The following is a 15,619-nucleotide window of genomic DNA, read 5'->3' as shown; positions in this document are numbered from 1 at the left end:
CCTCCTTATCGCGTCTTCGGGTCGAGGGCGTTGCGGACGGCTTCGCCGAGCATGATGAACGCCAGAACAGTGAGGCTGAGCATGATCGACGGGTAGATCAGGATGTGCTGGGCCACCCGGATCTGGCTCGAACCGCCGGAGATGTCCATACCCCACGAGACGGTCGGCGGAGCCAGACCGAGACCCAGGTAGGACAGGGTCGCCTCGGCCGAGATGTACACACCGAGCGAGATGGTCGCCACGACGATCACCGGGGCCAGGACGTTCGGCAGGATGTGCCGGAACAGGATCCGGGTCGTACCGGCTCCCAGCGCTCTGGCCGCCTGGACGAAGTCCGCCTGCTTGATCGTGATCACCGCACCGCGCATGACACGCGCGATCTGGGTCCAGCCGAGGAACGCCAGGGCGAAGACGACCACCCAGATCGTCCGCTCGGTGAACGCCTGGAGGACGACCATGGCGCCGAGCAGGAAGGGCAGGCCCAGGAAGATGTTGGTGAAGCCGGAGAGGAGCGCGTCGACCCAGCCGCCGAAGTAACCGGCCAGCATGCCGATCAGACCGCCGAACAGGGTCACGACGAGCGTCACCGAGACACCGACGATGACCGAGGCGCGGGTGCCGTAGATGACACGCGCGTAGACACTGCGGCCCTGGCCGTCGAAGCCGAACCACTCGGGCGAACCGATCTTGCTCAGCTCCGGCTTGCCCAGGAAGTGGTGCACCAGGTCGCCCGTGGTGGGCGAGGCGCTGGTGAACAGGCTCGGGAAGATCGTGATCACGAGCAGCAGCAGGATCAGGACGGCCGAGATGATGAAGTACCAGTTGCGGCGCAGGTCCTGCCAGGCGTCGCCCCAGAGGCTGCGCGCCTTCTCGGCCTTGACGACGGCCGACGGGTCGGCGAGGGGAGCCTTGGCGTCGTCGGGCGCGGGAGCGGTCTTGGTCAGGTCAGGCATACCGGATCCTCGGGTCCAGGACCGCGTACAGCAGGTCGACGATAAGGCTCATGAAGAGGTAGACGAGCACCAGGATGGTGACCAGTCCGACCAGGGTCGTGCCCTCGCGGCGGACGATCGACTCGAAGATGGTGCCGCCGATGCCCTTCACGTTGAACAGGCCCTCGGTGACGACCGCTCCACCCATCAGAGCGCCGAGGTCGGTGCCGAGGAAGGTGATGACCGGGATCAGCGAGTTGCGCATCAGGTGCACACCCACGATGCGGCGCTTGGGAAGTCCCTTGGCCACGGCCGTGCGCATGTAGTCCGAGCGCAGGTTCTCCGCCATGGTCGTACGGGTCAGCCGGGCGACGTACGCCAGTGACAGTGACCCGAGAACGACAGCGGGGGCGATCAGCTCGCCCCAGGTGGCGTCGTTCGAGACGTTCGGCGAGATCCAGTCGAGCTGGAAGGCGAACACCGACTTGACGATGAAGCCGAGAACGAAGACCGGGATCGAGATGATCAGCAGCGTCAGGACCAGCACGACGTTGTCGGTCAGCCGTCCGGCGCGCAGACCGGCGGCCATGCCGAGGCCGAGGCCGAGGACGATCTCGATCACGAACGCCATGGCGGCGAGCCGCAGGGTGACCGGGAACGCGTCGCCGAGCACGTCGGTGACGGGGCGCCCACTGGCGATCTGGGTACCGAAGTCGAAGTGAAGGACGATGCCCTTCATGTACTCCCAGTACTGCACCAGGATCGGCTGGTCGAGCCCGAGCTTGTGCCGCATCGCTTCGAGGGTCGCCGGGTCGGCCCCCTTGTCCCCGAAGAGTCCCCGCACGGGATCACCGGGCAGTGTGTAGACCATCAGGAAGATCAGCAGAGTTGTCCCGATGAACACCGGGATCATCTGGAGCAGTCGTCGTGCGACATAGCGCCCCATCGTGCCTCCATGTAAATAGGCAAGCGGCAGCCGACGGGCCCTCCCCCGCCGCAGGCACCCAGTGGATGGTCTGCGGCGTGGAAGGGCCCCCCGGCCACGGCGTGCAGGCGGGTGCGGGACCGATGTCAGTTTCGGTCCGGCACCGGCCCGCGGACTACGTCGGTGGTTACTTCTTGACCTGGACTTCGGTCAGGATCGGGTCGCCGTCCTGGGCGTACTGGACGTTCTGGACCTTCTCCGAGTAGCCGGCGTTGACCTTGTAGTACCAGAGCGGGATGGAGGGCATGTAGTTCACCAGCTCCTTCTCGATCGTCTGGTAGGCCTTCACCGATTCGTCGAGCGAAGCGGCCGAGTCGGCCTTCTTGATCTCGGCGTCGAGCGCCTTGTTCGAGAAGTCGCCCTGGTTACCGGCAGCACCGGTACGGAACAGGTCGCTGATGAAGTTGGCGTTCACCGGGTAGTCGAGCACCCAGCCGGAGCGGTACAGGGACTTGACCTGCTTGGCGTCACGGGCGTTCGTGTCGGCCTGGAAGTCGGCCTTCGAGTCGCCGGTGCACTTGACGCCGGTCGCCTGGGTGATGCTGTTGCAGACAGCCTCGACCCATTCCTTGTGACCGCCATCGGCGTTGAACTGGATGGAGATGGCGTTCTTGGGAACGCCGCCACCCTCCGCGATCAGCTTCTTGGCCTTCGCCGGGTCGTACTTGGTGACGTCACCGGTGGCGTTCGGCTGGAAGCCGAGAACACCCTTGGCGACCCAGCCCGTGGCCGGCTCACGCGTGCCCTGCAGCACCGTCTTGGTGATGGTGTCGCGGTCGATCGCCATCGACAGACCCTGGACAACCTTGGGGTTGATGCCCTTGAACTGGTCCGTGTAGTACGCGACGGCGATCGTCTGGATGGCGGAGTACGCCTTGTCCACCGCGCGGTCACCGAGGTCGGCACGGTAGACCGGAAGGTCCTTCGGGCCGATCTGGCGCAGCACGTCGACGTTGCCGGACTTGAGGTCCTCGTAGGCGGTTTCGAGGGTGGTGTAGTTCTTGAAGATCACACCACCGTTCTTCGCCTTGTCGAGACCCTTGTAGTCGTCGTTGCGGACGACCTTGATCTGCTTCTTGTGGTCCCAGCTGACGAACTTGTACGCGCCGTTGCCGACCGGCTTCTCGCCGGCGGCCTTCGGGTCCGCGTAGAAGGACTCGGGCAGCGGGGAGAAGACCGTGTAGCCGAGCTTGTACGAGAAGTACGGCAGCGCGCCGTTCAGCTCGATGGTGAAGGTGTAGTCGTCGACGACCTTCAGGCCCGACATGGCGTCGGACTTCGGCTTGGCCTTCTTGCCCTCGGGGTGGACGTCGGCGTAGCCCTTGATGTCGGCGAACCACGACGCGTTGGTCTGCGCGTTGTTGATGTTCGCGGCCCAGTTCCACGCCTTGACGTAGGAGTTGGCCGTGACCGGGGTCCCGTCGTGGAACTTCCAGTCCTTCTTGAGCTTGACCGTCCACAGCTTCGAGTCGGTGGTCTCCACCGACTCGGCGTTGATCATCTCAAGCTTGCCGTCGGGGTCGTAGTCGACGAGCTGCGAGAAGACGGCGTCGGTGACGATGCTGCCGTTCGACTCCATCGTGTTCGCCGGCTGCAGCGGGTTCTGCGGCTCACCGACCTCGACGGAAAAGATGCCGTTGGCGTCAACAGCGCCCTTCGCGCTCTTGCCACCGTCCTTGCTGTCGTCGCCGCCGCCACAGGCGGTCGCGGCCAGGGCGATGATTGCCGCTCCCGCGACCCACTTGGCGCTCTTGGCACCGCGCATGGGTTTCCTCCTCATGAGTCCACTTTTGACTACAAGAGGGGCACTGGAGAGATCTACCGACACCCCTGACGGCGATCGTTTCCGTGCCCCGAGTGTGCTCGTGAGTCGGCACTCCCCACAGTGCGTGACCCATTGACCCGAGCTCAATGGAGCCAACTATTAAGTACGCCCGGGCTGTAAACCACACTTAAAGGGTCTCGGTTTGACAACATCAGTACGGGCCCTGTGCCCGAAATCCGGACAAAGTGATCCCAGACAGACACGCCCGAAACGGACCGTTAACACATGTTCCGGAGAGCGACGTCCGATATCCGGACACCCGGGGCAGAAAAACTCATTGACGAAAGGCCCGGCCTCCCACAATCTCTGCGGGGACCGGGCCTCGTATTCGGCCTCGTATCGGACTCCTGTTGACGGATGGCCCGCCGGAGTGCTCGGTTCAGCCGTTCTTGGCGCGCGAGGCCGTACGGCCACGCTGCTTGGCGTCCAGGACGACCTTGCGGATGCGCACGGTCTCCGGGGTCACCTCGATGCACTCGTCGTCGCGGCAGAACTCCAGGGACTGCTCCAGCGAGAGCTTGCGGGCCGGCACCACGTTCTCCGTGGTGTCGGCGGAAGCCGCACGCATGTTGGTGAGCTTCTTCTCCTTGGTGATGTTCACGTCCATGTCGTCGGCGCGGGAGTTCTCGCCGATGATCATGCCCTCGTAGACCTCGGTGCCGGCCTCGGTGAAGATGACACCGCGCTCCTGGAGGTTGACCATCGCGAACGGCGTCACCGTGCCCGAACGGTCCGCGACGAGCGAGCCGTTGTGACGGGTGCGCAGGTCACCGAACCACGGCTCGTGGCCCTCGAAGATGGAGTGCGCGATGCCGGTACCGCGGGTCTGGGTCAGGAACTCCGTACGGAAGCCGATGAGCCCGCGGGACGGGACGATCCACTCCATGCGGACCCAGCCCGAACCGTGGTTCGTCATGGTCTCCATGCGGCCCTTGCGGGTCGCCATGAGCTGCGTGATGGCGCCGAGGTGCTCCTCGGGCGAGTCGATCGTCATGCGCTCGATCGGCTCGTGGGTCTTGCCGTCGATCTGCTTGGTGACGACCTCGGGCTTGCCGACGGTCAGCTCGAAGCCCTCGCGGCGCATCTGCTCCACGAGGATCGCCAGCGCGAGCTCACCGCGGCCCTGGACCTCCCAGGCGTCCGGGCGCTCGGTGTCCAGGACGCGCAGCGAGACGTTACCGACCAGCTCGCGGTCCAGGCGGTCCTTGATCTGGCGGGCGGTGACCTTGTGGCCCTTGCCGCCCTTGCCGACCAGCGGCGAGGTGTTCGCACCGATGGTCATCGAGATGGCCGGCTCGTCGACCGTGATCAGCGGCAGCGCGATCGGGTTCTCGGGGTCGGCCAGGGTCTCGCCGATCATGATGTCCGGGATACCGGCGATGGCGCAGATGTCGCCCGGACCGGCCATCTCGGCCGGCTTGCGGGTGAGCGCCTCGGTCATCAGCAGCTCGGTGATGCGGACGTTGGACATCGTGCCGTCGCGCTTGATCCAGGTGACCGTCTGGCCCTTGCGCAGCTCGCCCTGCTCGACGCGGCAGAGCGCGATACGGCCGAGGAAGTTGTCGGCGTCCAGGTTGGTGACGTGGGCCTGAAGCGGGGCGTCCTCGTCGAACTCCGGGGCCGGGACCGTGGAGAGGATCGTGGTGAAGAACGGCTCCAGGTTCTCGCTGTCCGCCGGGACGGTGCCGTCCTCCGGCTTGGTCAGCGAGGCGACGCCGTCACGGGCGCAGGCGTAGACGATCGGGAACTCGATCTGGTCCTCGTCGGCGTCCAGGTCCAGGAAGAGGTCGTACGTCTCATCGATGACCTCGGCGATCCGGGAGTCCGGACGGTCGGTCTTGTTGATGCAGAGGATGACCGGCAGCTTGGCGGTCAGCGCCTTGCGCAGCACGAACCGGGTCTGCGGGAGCGGTCCCTCGGAGGCATCGACGAGCAGCACGACCGCGTCCACCATCGACAGACCGCGCTCGACCTCGCCGCCGAAGTCGGCGTGGCCGGGGGTGTCGATGATGTTGATCGTGATCGGGTCCCCGCCGTCCTTGGGGTGATACTTCACCGCCGTGTTCTTGGCGAGGATCGTGATGCCCTTCTCACGCTCCAGGTCGTTCGAGTCCATCATGCGATCGTCGAGGTGCTCGGCGGCGTGCGCGGCGAACGCGCCGGCCTGCTTGAGCATGGCGTCGACCAGCGTGGTCTTGCCGTGGTCGACGTGGGCGACGATGGCTACGTTACGGATGTCGTGGCGCGTGGGCATGGGTGGCTTGCGCTTCTCTCGGATCGTGGGATCAGGCGTCTCAGTCGGTCTCGAGTCCTCGTACGCCCGCCGGGCGGACACGCCACGGCTCGTCCAATGGTACGGGCCCGGCGCGTCCCGGGCTTCCCGGCCCGATCCGCGAGACCGTTCTTCCGCTGGGATTCAGCCGATATTCAGCCCGTATTACGTCACCGAACAGCTGCTCGGCAGCCGGGTGACAGGGGGAAATCCGGGGGTGTGGGGAGAATCGAACAGCCCGGGTCGGGGCGGAAACCACCTTGCCCGCCGGGCAACCGGCGGGCAAGGGAATTGAGCTGCTTCTGAGCTTTGGCAGCGGGCTTGACCTGCTACTTCTTACGATTCGCGGGGGAACCTGCCGCTTGCGGCTTCTTGAATCCGATGTCCTGGTAGCGGGGAGCGGCGAAGCCGAAGGCGCCGACGTTCGCGAGCTTCCTGTCGACCGCCACGAGCTGCGGGCGCTGATAGAGGGGAATGGATCCGGCGGCCGCCCAGATCCGGGCGTCGGCCTGCTTCATCAGGTCCCGGGCGGCACCCTCGTCCAGCTCGGAGGCCGCCTGGTCGAAGAGCTGGTCGATGTGGTCGGTGCCGACACGGGTGTAGTTCTGCTCGACGAGCAGCGACCCGTCGGTGGCCGGCTCCGGTTTCGCGTAGATCGGGCGTCCGTCGGTCGCCGGGTAGGCGGTGGCGGGCCAGGAGTACAGCGCCAGGTCGTAGTCCCCCGAGGCGATGTGGTCCTTGAAGTAGCTGTCGTCGGCGACCTTCGTGATCTCCGTGCCGATGCCGATGGACTCCAGCATCGCCGCGATCTTGTCGCCGACGGTGCGCAGCGACTGGGAGCCGGGTCCCGACGGGAGGACGAAGCGCAGGGTCAGCGGCTTGCCCTCCTTGCCGAGCGGGCCGCGCACCGAGGCGGGGGCCGGTGCGGCGGTGCCCGCGGGGGCGTACGCGCCCGCGGCGCCGCCGGGCTGCTTGTCCTGTGCGCTGACCTTGGTGGGCGTCTCGTCGGTGGCGCTGTCGGCCTTGGCCTCCGTGCCGGTCACGGGCTTCGCGTCCGCGAGGGCACCGGCCTGGCGCAGCAGGGCGGCGCTCTGGGCGGCGGCCGCCGGGGCGGGGGCGAGGACGTGGACGGCGGTGGTGCCGTCGGTGAGGAGGGGGCCGTCGTTCAGGGCGGGGGCACGGCCGGGTCCCCGGCCCGGCTTGTTGTCCTCGCCGACGATGTAGGTGCCGTCGTCGGCCTTCTTCCCGTCCTTCTCCGCGGCGTCGTCCTTCTCCGCGGCGCCGTCCCTCTTCTCCGCCCCGGCCTTCTCCGCGGCGGCCTTCTCCTGCTCCGCCGTCCTCTCCTCCGCCTTTCCGGCGTCGGCATCCTCCTCGGCGGCCGAGCTGTCCCCCGCCGCGGCCTTCTTCTCCGCCGCCGCCTTCTCCGCCTCGCTGCCGGCCTTGGTGTCCTTGGGCTTCTGGGCCGCGCCGCCCCTCGTCCAGCCCGCGTCGGCCAGCAGCGCCTGGGCCTCCTTGGTGTTCTGGTCGCCGAGTGCGCCGCTGCCGTCCTTGTATCCGGGCTGCCCGGCGAGGCTCAGGTGGCTCCCGAGCGGAGTAGCGGGAAGCCCCAGCGGCCCGAGTACGGTGTCGGCGAGCTCCTGGCGGTCCAGGGCGCGGGCCACGGCCCGGCGTACCCGGTCGTCCGCGAGCGGCCCCGACTCCCCGTTCAGCGCGAGCTGGGTGTAGGCGGGCTCCAGGGACTTGCGTACGACGTAGCCGCGCAGGGCCTTCTGCTCGGCGCTGTACGCCGCGACGGCCGCCGTGTTCTTGTCGCGGGCTTCCCGGGCGGTCTCCGCCTCGTCCTCGTCCGAGCCGTGGGCCAGCGCCCAGGAGCGCAGGGCGGCGGCGGGCGTGATGTCGGATCCCGGGCCGTGGGCGGGCGGCTGTCCGGCCGCGCCCCTGTCACGCGCGGCCAGGGTGATGCGGTTCGCCGCGGAGGCGTCGACGTCCGCGATGTCGACGGTGCCCGCGGCAAGGGCTTCGGTGCGGTCCTGGGGCTTGACCGCGTGGAAGACGAGCGTTTCGAGCTTGGCCTCGTCGCCCCACCAGCGGGGGTCGCGCACCAGGGTGACAGTGCCCTCGTCCTTGCTCACGCTGCGCAGCCGGAACGGTCCCGCCGAGGTCTTGAGCGCGGTGCGCGCACCGTCGTTGAAGGCGTCCGGGGAGCCGGTGACCTCCTTCGGGTACAGCGGCGAGAAGAGCGCGCGCCAGTCGGCGTACGGCTTGGAGAAGGTGACCCGGACCTGGAGGTCGTCGGAGCCGCGCTCGATCTTCTCGATCCGCTCGTAGCCCGCGTTGCGGGCGGTCCAGAACGCCGAGTCCTTGCCGCTCAGCGCACGCCACTGGGCGACGAAGTCGGGAGCTCCGATCTCCCGTCCGTTGCTCCACACGGCCTGCTGGTTGAGCTTGTAGAGCACGACCTGCTTGGGTTCGCGCCCGATGACCTTCGCGGACTCCAGGAAGTCCGGGTTGAGCCGCGGCTTCCCGGTCGCGTCCAGGGGGAAGAGGGTCGGCAGCACGGCTCCGGTGACGCGTGCGGTGGAGCTGTCGGCATCCGCCTGGTAGGCGTTGAGGGTGGCGGGCACCGTGTCGATCGCCCAGTTCACCGAGGAGCCGTCGGCGACCTGGTCGCGGGCGGTCCGGGAGATGTCCTGCGGGAAGGGCCGCGCGCTGTCGTCGGCGCCCGAGCTGCAGCCGGCCAGCACCGGGATCGTGAGCACACCCGTCGTGAGGAGCGCGAGTGAGCGGCGCTTGCGGGCCGTCCCGCGCGGGACGCCGACGTGGGACATGGCTGATACCTCCGGGGCCGGCCCGGACCACCCCGTACCGGAATGGACCGGATTATGCGTTTTGGTGGCATTTGCAGTTGATCACACTGGTTCCGTCCGTCCACTGAAAGCGCCCCCGCGCGGGAGGCGGCGCAGACACGGCGGACGGGAGCCGCAACCTCACCCGAGCGGAGGAACGTTTCGGCAAGACAGCACGCCCCGCTCCCTTCACAAAGGTGATGTGACGCGCGACACTCGCATGCGCATGAGCATTGCCACCCGCCCCCCGCGGAAGTGAGGGCAAGTCATGTCCCTGCACGAGGAATTGACGGCAGTTCAGCGCTGCCTCGACGATCTGGCCCGCACCGTCGGACGACTGGAACGGAGCCTCGCGCAGCTGCGCGAGGCCGATGCCGCGGACCGCTCACCGGCGCCGGACCACCGCGCCGGCATGGTCACCATCACCGAAGCGCCGTACGACGCCACGCTGTGGACGGACTCGGACGACGAGGGTCTGGGCGTCCGCGGCCGGCACGCCCCCTAGGAGAGTTCCTTGGCCACCGGTACGGATTCAGGAACGGAACCAGGCACAGGACCGGGCCCGGGTACGGAACGAGGCGCGGGACCGGCGGTCGCGACCGCCCGGACCGACCCGCCCGGACGCCTCGCGGGAGGCGTCCGGCACGCCTCCCGCGCCGCCATCCCCGCCCGTCACCTGCGGACCGACCGCTGGTGGTCGGCGCCCGCCGTGACCGCAGCGGGCCTCCTGGCCTTCATCGTCTACTCGACCTGGCGGGCCTTCGCCAACGCCGACTACTACGCCGCCCCCTATGTGTCGCCGTTCTACTCGCCCTGTCTGGCGGAGAACTGCGCCCCCATGCGGTCGGGACCGAACTGGGAGATATTCGGCAGCTGGTGGGGCCTCTCCCCCGCCCTGCTGATCCTGATCTTCCCGCTGGGCTTCCGGCTGACCTGCTACTACTACCGCAAGGCCTACTACCGGGGCTTCTGGGCGTCGCCCCCGGCCTGCGCGGTCGCCGAGCCGCACACCGCGTACAGCGGCGAGACCCGCTTCCCGCTCGTCATGCAGAACATGCACCGGTACTTCTTCTACGCCGCGGTTCCGGTCGCCGGAATCCTCACGTACGACACCGTGCTGTCCTTCCGCGACGAGCACTACGCCTGGGGCCACATGGGGCTCGGCTCGCTGATCTTCCTGGTCAACATCGCGCTGATCTGGGCGTACACCGTCTCGTGCCACTCGTGCCGGCACATCATCGGCGGCCGGCTGCGGCACTTCTCCCGGCACCCCGTGCGCTACCGGCTGTGGGGGTGGGCCGGGAAGCTGAACGCCCGGCACATGCAGCTCGCCTGGGCCTCCCTGATCAGCGTGGCGGTGGCCGACTTCTACGTCTACCTGGTCGCCTCCGGGGCCTTCGACGACCCGAGGTTCTTCTAGCGACCGCGCGCTCCGTCCCCCGACCGTGTGCCCCCGTCCCCGACCGTGAGGTGTTTCCCGTGACCGTGAGGTTCTTCCTGTGACTCAGCTCGAACGGCAGCAGTGGGACGTCGTCGTGGTCGGTGCCGGCGGCGCCGGGCTGCGCGCCGCGATCGAGGCCCGGGAACGCGGCGCCCGTACGGCGGTCATCTGCAAGTCGCTCTTCGGCAAGGCCCACACCGTCATGGCGGAGGGCGGAATCGCCGCCTCCATGGGCAATGTGAACGCCGGGGACAACTGGCAGGTGCACTTCCGCGACACCATGCGCGGCGGCAAGTTCCTCAACCAGTGGCGGATGGCCGAGCTGCACGCCAAGGAGGCTCCCGACCGGGTCTGGGAGCTGGAGACCTGGGGTGCGCTCTTCGACCGTACGCCCGACGGGAAGATCTCCCAGCGCAACTTCGGCGGCCACGAGTACCCCCGGCTCGCGCACGTCGGGGACCGTACCGGCCTCGAACTGATCCGCACGCTCCAGCAGCGGATCGTCGCGCTCCAGCAGGAGGACTTCCGGGAGACGGGCGACTACGAAGCCCGGCTGAAGGTGTTCCAGGAGTGCACGGTCACCCGGATCCTCAAGGACGGCGGGCGGGTCTCCGGCACCTTCTGCTACACGCGTGAGTCCGGGCGCTTCTTCGTCCTCGAAGCCCCCGCCGTGGTCCTCGCGACCGGCGGTATCGGCAAGTCCTTCAAGGTGACGTCGAACTCCTGGGAGTACACCGGCGACGGCCATGCGCTGGCCCTGCTGGCGGGCGCTCCCCTGCTGAACATGGAGTTCGTGCAGTTCCATCCGACGGGCATGGTCTGGCCGCCCTCGGTGAAGGGCATCCTGGTCACCGAGTCGGTGCGGGGCGACGGCGGGGTGCTGCGCAACTCCGAGGGCAAGCGGTTCATGTTCGACTACGTCCCCGAGGTGTTCAAGGAGAAGTACGCGCAGTCCGAGGCCGAGGGCGACCGCTGGTACGAGGACCCGGACCACAACCGCCGTCCGCCCGAGCTGCTGCCGCGCGACGAGGTCGCCCGCGCCATCAACTCCGAGGTCAAGGCGGGCCGCGGCTCACCGCACGGCGGGGTGTTCCTGGATGTGTCCACCCGGATGCCCGCGGAGACGATCCGGCGGAGGCTGCCGTCGATGTACCACCAGTTCAAGGAGCTGGCCGATGTCGACATCACGGCGGAGGCGATGGAGGTGGGCCCGACCTGTCACTACGTGATGGGCGGCATCGCCGTGGAATCCGACACCGCCGCCGCCCTCGCCGTGCCCGGCCTGTACGCGGCGGGCGAGGTCGCGGGCGGCATGCACGGCTCCAACCGGCTCGGCGGCAACTCCCTCTCCGACCTGCTCGTCTTCGGCCGGCGGGCGGGTCTGCACGCCGCGCGGTACGCGGCGGGGCTCGCCGCCCTCCCCGCGGTGGAGGAGGAGCAGATCGACGCGGCGGCGGCGGAGGCGCTGCGCCCGTTCAGCGCGGAGGACCCCGCGGCGGCCGGGGAGCCCGCGGAGAATCCGTACACCCTGCACCAGGAACTCCAGCAGACGATGAACGACCTGGTCGGCATCATCCGCCGCGAGCCCGAGATGGCCGAGGCCCTGGAGAGACTGGCCGCACTGCGCGTACGGGCGGGACGCGCCGGGGTCGAGGGCCACCGGCAGTTCAACCCGGGCTGGCACCTCGCCCTGGACCTGCGCAACATGCTGCTGGTCAGCGAGTGCGTGGCACGGGCCGCGCTGGAGCGCACCGAGAGCCGCGGCGGTCACACCCGCGAGGACCACCCGGTGATGGAGAACTCCTGGCGCCCGGTCAATCTGCTGTGCCGGATCGCCGACGAGACCGCCGCACCGCCGGCCGGTCACGCCGTGTCCCCGGTCGGCCGCGCCGCATCGCCGGCCGGCCGCATCGAGCTCGTACGGAGAACGACCGAACCCATCCGTCCGGACCTGCTCTCCCTGTTCGAGAAGGAGGAGCTGGTCAAGTACCTCGCCGAAGAGGAGCTGTACGAATGAGCGGCTACGAGGCCCGGTTCAGGGTGTGGCGCGGCGACACCGAGGGCGGTGATCTGGCGGACTACACGGTCGAGGTGAACGACGGCGAGGTCGTCCTCGACATCATCCACCGCATCCAGGCCACCCAGGCGGGCGATCTCGCGGTGCGCTGGAACTGCAAGGCGGGCAAATGCGGTTCGTGCAGCGCGGAGATCAACGGGCGGCCACGGCTGCTGTGCATGACCCGGATGTCGGTGTTCGGCCGCCAGGAGACGATCACGGTCACCCCGCTGCGGGCCTTCCCCGTCGTCCGTGACCTGGTGACGGACGTGACCTTCAACTACACGAAGGCGCGCGAGGTGCCCGCCTTCGTGCCGCCCGAGGGGGTGAAGGCGGGTGACTACCGGATGCAGCAGGTCGATGTGGACCGGTCGCAGGAGTTCCGCAAGTGCATCGAGTGCTTCCTGTGTCAGGACACCTGCCATGTGGTGCGCGACCACGAGGAGAACAAGGCGGCCTTCGCCGGGCCGCGCTTCCTGATGCGGGTCGCGGAGCTGGACATGCACCCCCTGGACGCCGCAGCCGAGGCGGGCCTGGACCGGAAGGCGAGCGCCCAGGAGGAGCACGGCCTCGGCTACTGCAACATCACCAAGTGCTGTACGGAGGTGTGCCCCGAGCACATCAGGATCACCGACAACGCGCTGATCCCGCTGAAGGAACGCGTGGTGGACCGCAGCTACGACCCGCTGGTGTGGCTGGGCAACAAGATCGGCCGCCGCCGGGAGAGCGGCTGATCCCGGCCGACGGGGCAGACCCCGGGGCGCGTCTCTCAGGCCAGCAGCGCGATGACGGCCTTGGTGGTGTCGGTCTCGCCGAGCCTCGGGAAGATGTTCTCGACGCTGTTGCGGTGGGCGTCGGCGTTGAGGTCCGTCACCGCGTCGGTGACGACCGTGACGTGGTAGCCGTGCTCATGGGCGGCGCGGGCGGTGGACTCGACACCGATACTGGTCGCGATGCCCGCCACCACGACCTGGGTGATGCCCCGGCGGCGCAGGTGGAGGTCGAGGCCGGTGCCGTAGAAGGCGCCCCACTGCTGCTTGGTGACGACGGTGTCGCCGTCCTCGGGCCCCAGTTCCGGGACGATCTCGGCCCAGTCGGCGGCCGGCCTCCCGGACGGAGCGGCCGTGCCGGTGCGGCCGGGGGCACCGCCGGTGACGCGGACGAGGAAGACCGGAAGGCCCTTGGCGCGGAAGGCGTCGGCGAGGGCCGCCGCGTGCGCGACGACATCGGCGGCGGGGTGGGCGGTGGGCAGCGCGACGATGCCCTTCTGGAGATCGACGAGGACGAGTGCGGTCCGCGGGTCCAGGGTGGTGGCGGTCATGGTGAAGCTCCTTGTCGGTGGTGCGGTGGAGCGCCCGCGTCGGCGGCCGTGCCGCACACACGGGGTGGGAAGGCGGGGAGGGGCGGGCACACGCGGGTACGGGGGAGGTGACCGGCGGGCCCGCCGGTCACTGCTCGACCAACCGGCCGATGAACACCACGGCCTCGGCGACAGCGCGGCGCTCGGCGCCGTCCAGTTCCGCGGCGATGGCCTCGGTGAGCCAGTCGTGCTTGGCGGCCCGGACCCCGGCGAGCGTGGCGCGGCCCAGGTCCGTGAGCGACATGACCGACTTCCGGCCATCCGACGGATCGGGCGCCCGCCCGACGAGTCCCCGGCTCTCCAGCGCCCCCAGCGTCAGCCGCATGGACTGCGGCCGGACGAGTTCGGCGCGGGCCAGCGCGGCCGTGGTGGCCGGGCCTTCGCCCTCCAGCCTGGCCAGCACCGACCGCTGGGAGGGCGAGAGCAGGCTGTCGGACGAGGTGGTGCGCAGACGCCGCAGCAGCCGGCCGACGACAGCGGCGAGGTCGGTGGCCACCTGCTGGGGCGTCGGGTCGCCGGGGTCCGGCGAGCCGGAGGTCCCTGACGGCGGGGGCTGCGGGGTCCCAGGGGGTTCGGACATCTCGCCACCGTAAAAGATGCACAGGGCATCTTGCAAGGTTGCCTGTCGGTATCCGCCGATGGCGTGATCCGGTGCACGCCCTACCGAGTGGCCTTGCCCGCGTGACAGCCCACGATCTAGGGTGAATGCGCTTTCAAAACGCCAGAGTGAACTGCACCAATCAGGACAAGTCAGCACGAGCCAGCACACGCAACAGCACACGCATCAGGCGCGTCGCTACGAATGAAGAAGCGGACGGTCGGTCGAGTGAGCGCCCCCACGGTGTACGACGTCGCCGAGCGATCGGGCGTCTCCATTGCCACGGTTTCGCGGGTCTACCGCAACCCTGATTCCGTACGCGTCCAGACCCGCGAGCGGGTCCTGGAGGCGGCCCGCGAGCTCGGTTACGTACCGAGCGGCAGCGCCCGGGGCCTGGCCAGCCGCACCACCGGCGTGCTGGGTCTGTGCTTTCCCGACTACGCCGACCCGGACACCGAGACCGCCGCGGCGATGAGCGACGCCGACGACGACCACGCCGTCATGCTCTACTCCGACCAGATCATCCGGGGCATGGAGCGGGCGTCCCGGCGGCACGGCTACGCGCTGCTGATCGCCGCTTCGCTGGACGGCGGGCCCGAGAGCCTGGTGGCGAAGGTCGCGGGGCGGGTCGACGGCTTCGCCGTACTGGCGCAGACGGTGCCGACCGAGGACCTGGAAGTGATATCGCGCCGGCTGCCCGTGGTGATGCTGGCCGGGCCGCGCGAGATCGACCACCTGGATCACATCGTGGTCGCCAACGCCGACGGGGAACGCGAGCTGGCCCGCCACCTGATCGAGGACCACGGGCTGCGCAGGCTCGCGTTCATCGGCGGCGAGGCGAAGTCGCCGGACGCCGGAGCACGGTTCCACGGGTTCCGGGAGGCGTGCCGGGAGGCCGGACTCACGGTGCCGGAGCAGCCGGAGCTGCGGGCCGAGATGATGACGCAGGCGGAGGGCGCCCGGACCGCGCAGGCCCTGCTGGACCGGGCGGACGCGGCGGGTCTGCCCCGCCCGGAGGCGATGCTGTTCGCCAACGACCAGATGGCGGTGGGCGCGCTCCAGGCGCTGGAACGGCGCGGGGTGCGGGTGCCGCACGACATCGCCGTGACCGGCTTCGACGGGATTCCGCTCAGCCGGATCGTCCGCCCGCCGCTGACGACCGTGCGCCAGCCCATACGGCAGCTCGGCGAACAGGCGGTGGAGCTGCTCGTGAAGCGCCTCGCCGACCGTGACCGCCCGCCGGTGTCCCTGGAGCTCCCGGTCTCCATGGTCCGCCGGGCCAGCTGCGGCTGCGGCTGAGAGCG

12 protein-coding genes are annotated in these 15,619 nt (G+C 69.1%); 5 read left to right on the top strand and 7 right to left on the bottom strand.

What is annotated here, in order from left to right; genetic code table 11:
• Positions 1 to 5 precede the first annotated feature (5 nt).
• From OG251_RS26280 to OG251_RS26260, 5 genes are all read right to left on the bottom strand, one after another.
• Positions 6 to 953: an ABC transporter permease gene (locus OG251_RS26280; RefSeq protein ID WP_326679438.1), complete on the bottom strand. Its 948-nt coding sequence runs from the start codon at positions 951 to 953 to the stop codon at positions 6 to 8.
• Positions 946 to 1,878, bottom strand: coding sequence for an ABC transporter permease (locus tag OG251_RS26275; RefSeq protein WP_073718049.1), 933 nt, complete (start codon positions 1,876 to 1,878; stop codon positions 946 to 948). The genes OG251_RS26280 and OG251_RS26275 overlap by 8 nt, the downstream gene beginning before the upstream one ends.
• 166 nt (positions 1,879 to 2,044) lie before the next feature.
• Positions 2,045 to 3,682, bottom strand: coding sequence for a peptide ABC transporter substrate-binding protein (locus OG251_RS26270; RefSeq protein ID WP_326679437.1), 1,638 nt, complete (start codon positions 3,680 to 3,682; stop codon positions 2,045 to 2,047).
• 439 nt (positions 3,683 to 4,121) lie between these two features.
• Positions 4,122 to 5,996, bottom strand: coding sequence for a translational GTPase TypA (gene typA, locus OG251_RS26265; RefSeq protein WP_326679436.1), 1,875 nt, complete (start codon positions 5,994 to 5,996; stop codon positions 4,122 to 4,124).
• A gap of 347 nt (positions 5,997 to 6,343) precedes the next feature.
• Positions 6,344 to 8,842, bottom strand: coding sequence for an ABC transporter family substrate-binding protein (locus OG251_RS26260; protein ID WP_326679435.1), 2,499 nt, complete (start codon positions 8,840 to 8,842; stop codon positions 6,344 to 6,346).
• A 286-nt stretch (positions 8,843 to 9,128) separates the two neighbouring features.
• Between OG251_RS26260 and OG251_RS26255 the strand changes: the two genes are divergently transcribed.
• The 4 genes from OG251_RS26255 (at position 9,129) to OG251_RS26240 (ending at position 13,091) form a co-directional block, all read left to right on the top strand.
• Positions 9,129 to 9,365: a hypothetical protein gene (locus OG251_RS26255; RefSeq protein WP_326679434.1), complete on the top strand. Its 237-nt coding sequence runs from the start codon at positions 9,129 to 9,131 to the stop codon at positions 9,363 to 9,365.
• 156 nt (positions 9,366 to 9,521) lie between these two features.
• A complete protein-coding gene (locus tag OG251_RS26250) occupies positions 9,522 to 10,280 on the top strand; it encodes a hypothetical protein (protein ID WP_073718931.1) in 759 nt (252 codons plus the stop codon).
• A 79-nt stretch (positions 10,281 to 10,359) separates the two neighbouring features.
• Positions 10,360 to 12,318, top strand: a complete 1,959-nt coding sequence (locus tag OG251_RS26245; RefSeq protein ID WP_326679433.1) for a fumarate reductase/succinate dehydrogenase flavoprotein subunit — start codon at positions 10,360 to 10,362, stop codon at positions 12,316 to 12,318.
• Complete coding sequence (locus OG251_RS26240) at positions 12,315 to 13,091, top strand: succinate dehydrogenase/fumarate reductase iron-sulfur subunit (RefSeq protein WP_326679432.1); 777 nt, start codon at positions 12,315 to 12,317, stop codon at positions 13,089 to 13,091. The genes OG251_RS26245 and OG251_RS26240 overlap by 4 nt, the downstream gene beginning before the upstream one ends.
• 35 nt (positions 13,092 to 13,126) lie before the next feature.
• Here the strand turns inward: OG251_RS26240 and OG251_RS26235 are convergent, their stop codons facing one another.
• Positions 13,127 to 13,678: an isochorismatase family protein gene (locus OG251_RS26235; RefSeq protein ID WP_326679431.1), complete on the bottom strand. Its 552-nt coding sequence runs from the start codon at positions 13,676 to 13,678 to the stop codon at positions 13,127 to 13,129.
• 127 nt (positions 13,679 to 13,805) lie between these two features.
• Entirely contained in the window at positions 13,806 to 14,297 is a 492-nt protein-coding gene (locus tag OG251_RS26230; RefSeq protein ID WP_326679430.1) for a MarR family winged helix-turn-helix transcriptional regulator, read from the bottom strand.
• A 222-nt stretch (positions 14,298 to 14,519) separates the two neighbouring features.
• Here OG251_RS26230 and OG251_RS26225 point away from each other — a divergent pair, with 222 nt between their 5' ends.
• Entirely contained in the window at positions 14,520 to 15,614 is a 1,095-nt protein-coding gene (locus OG251_RS26225; RefSeq protein ID WP_326679429.1) for a LacI family DNA-binding transcriptional regulator, read from the top strand.
• The last annotated feature ends 5 nt before the right edge of the window (positions 15,615 to 15,619 follow it).

This window comes from Streptomyces sp. NBC_01237, assembly GCF_035917275.1.
GTDB lineage: Bacteria > Actinomycetota > Actinomycetes > Streptomycetales > Streptomycetaceae > Streptomyces.
The sequence above is the reverse complement of the archived record's forward strand: the minus strand, read 5'-3'. Positions and strand labels throughout refer to the sequence as shown.

What these genes read in the sequence shown, in the direction of transcription:
- OG251_RS26275 (WP_073718049.1), bottom strand. Translation starts at nt 1,878, where the DNA reads ATGGGGCGCTATGTCGCACGACGACTGCTCCAGATGATCCCGGTGTTC.
- OG251_RS26230 (WP_326679430.1), bottom strand. Translation starts at nt 14,297, where the DNA reads ATGTCCGAACCCCCTGGGACCCCGCAGCCCCCGCCGTCAGGGACCTCC.
- OG251_RS26240 (WP_326679432.1), top strand. Translation starts at nt 12,315, where the DNA reads ATGAGCGGCTACGAGGCCCGGTTCAGGGTGTGGCGCGGCGACACCGAG.
- OG251_RS26235 (WP_326679431.1), bottom strand. Translation starts at nt 13,678, where the DNA reads ATGACCGCCACCACCCTGGACCCGCGGACCGCACTCGTCCTCGTCGAT.
- OG251_RS26260 (WP_326679435.1), bottom strand. Translation starts at nt 8,842, where the DNA reads ATGTCCCACGTCGGCGTCCCGCGCGGGACGGCCCGCAAGCGCCGCTCA.
- OG251_RS26270 (WP_326679437.1), bottom strand. Translation starts at nt 3,682, where the DNA reads ATGCGCGGTGCCAAGAGCGCCAAGTGGGTCGCGGGAGCGGCAATCATC.
- OG251_RS26225 (WP_326679429.1), top strand. Translation starts at nt 14,520, where the DNA reads ATGAAGAAGCGGACGGTCGGTCGAGTGAGCGCCCCCACGGTGTACGAC.
- OG251_RS26280 (WP_326679438.1), bottom strand. Translation starts at nt 953, where the DNA reads ATGCCTGACCTGACCAAGACCGCTCCCGCGCCCGACGACGCCAAGGCT.
- OG251_RS26255 (WP_326679434.1), top strand. Translation starts at nt 9,129, where the DNA reads ATGTCCCTGCACGAGGAATTGACGGCAGTTCAGCGCTGCCTCGACGAT.
- typA (WP_326679436.1), bottom strand. Translation starts at nt 5,996, where the DNA reads ATGCCCACGCGCCACGACATCCGTAACGTAGCCATCGTCGCCCACGTC.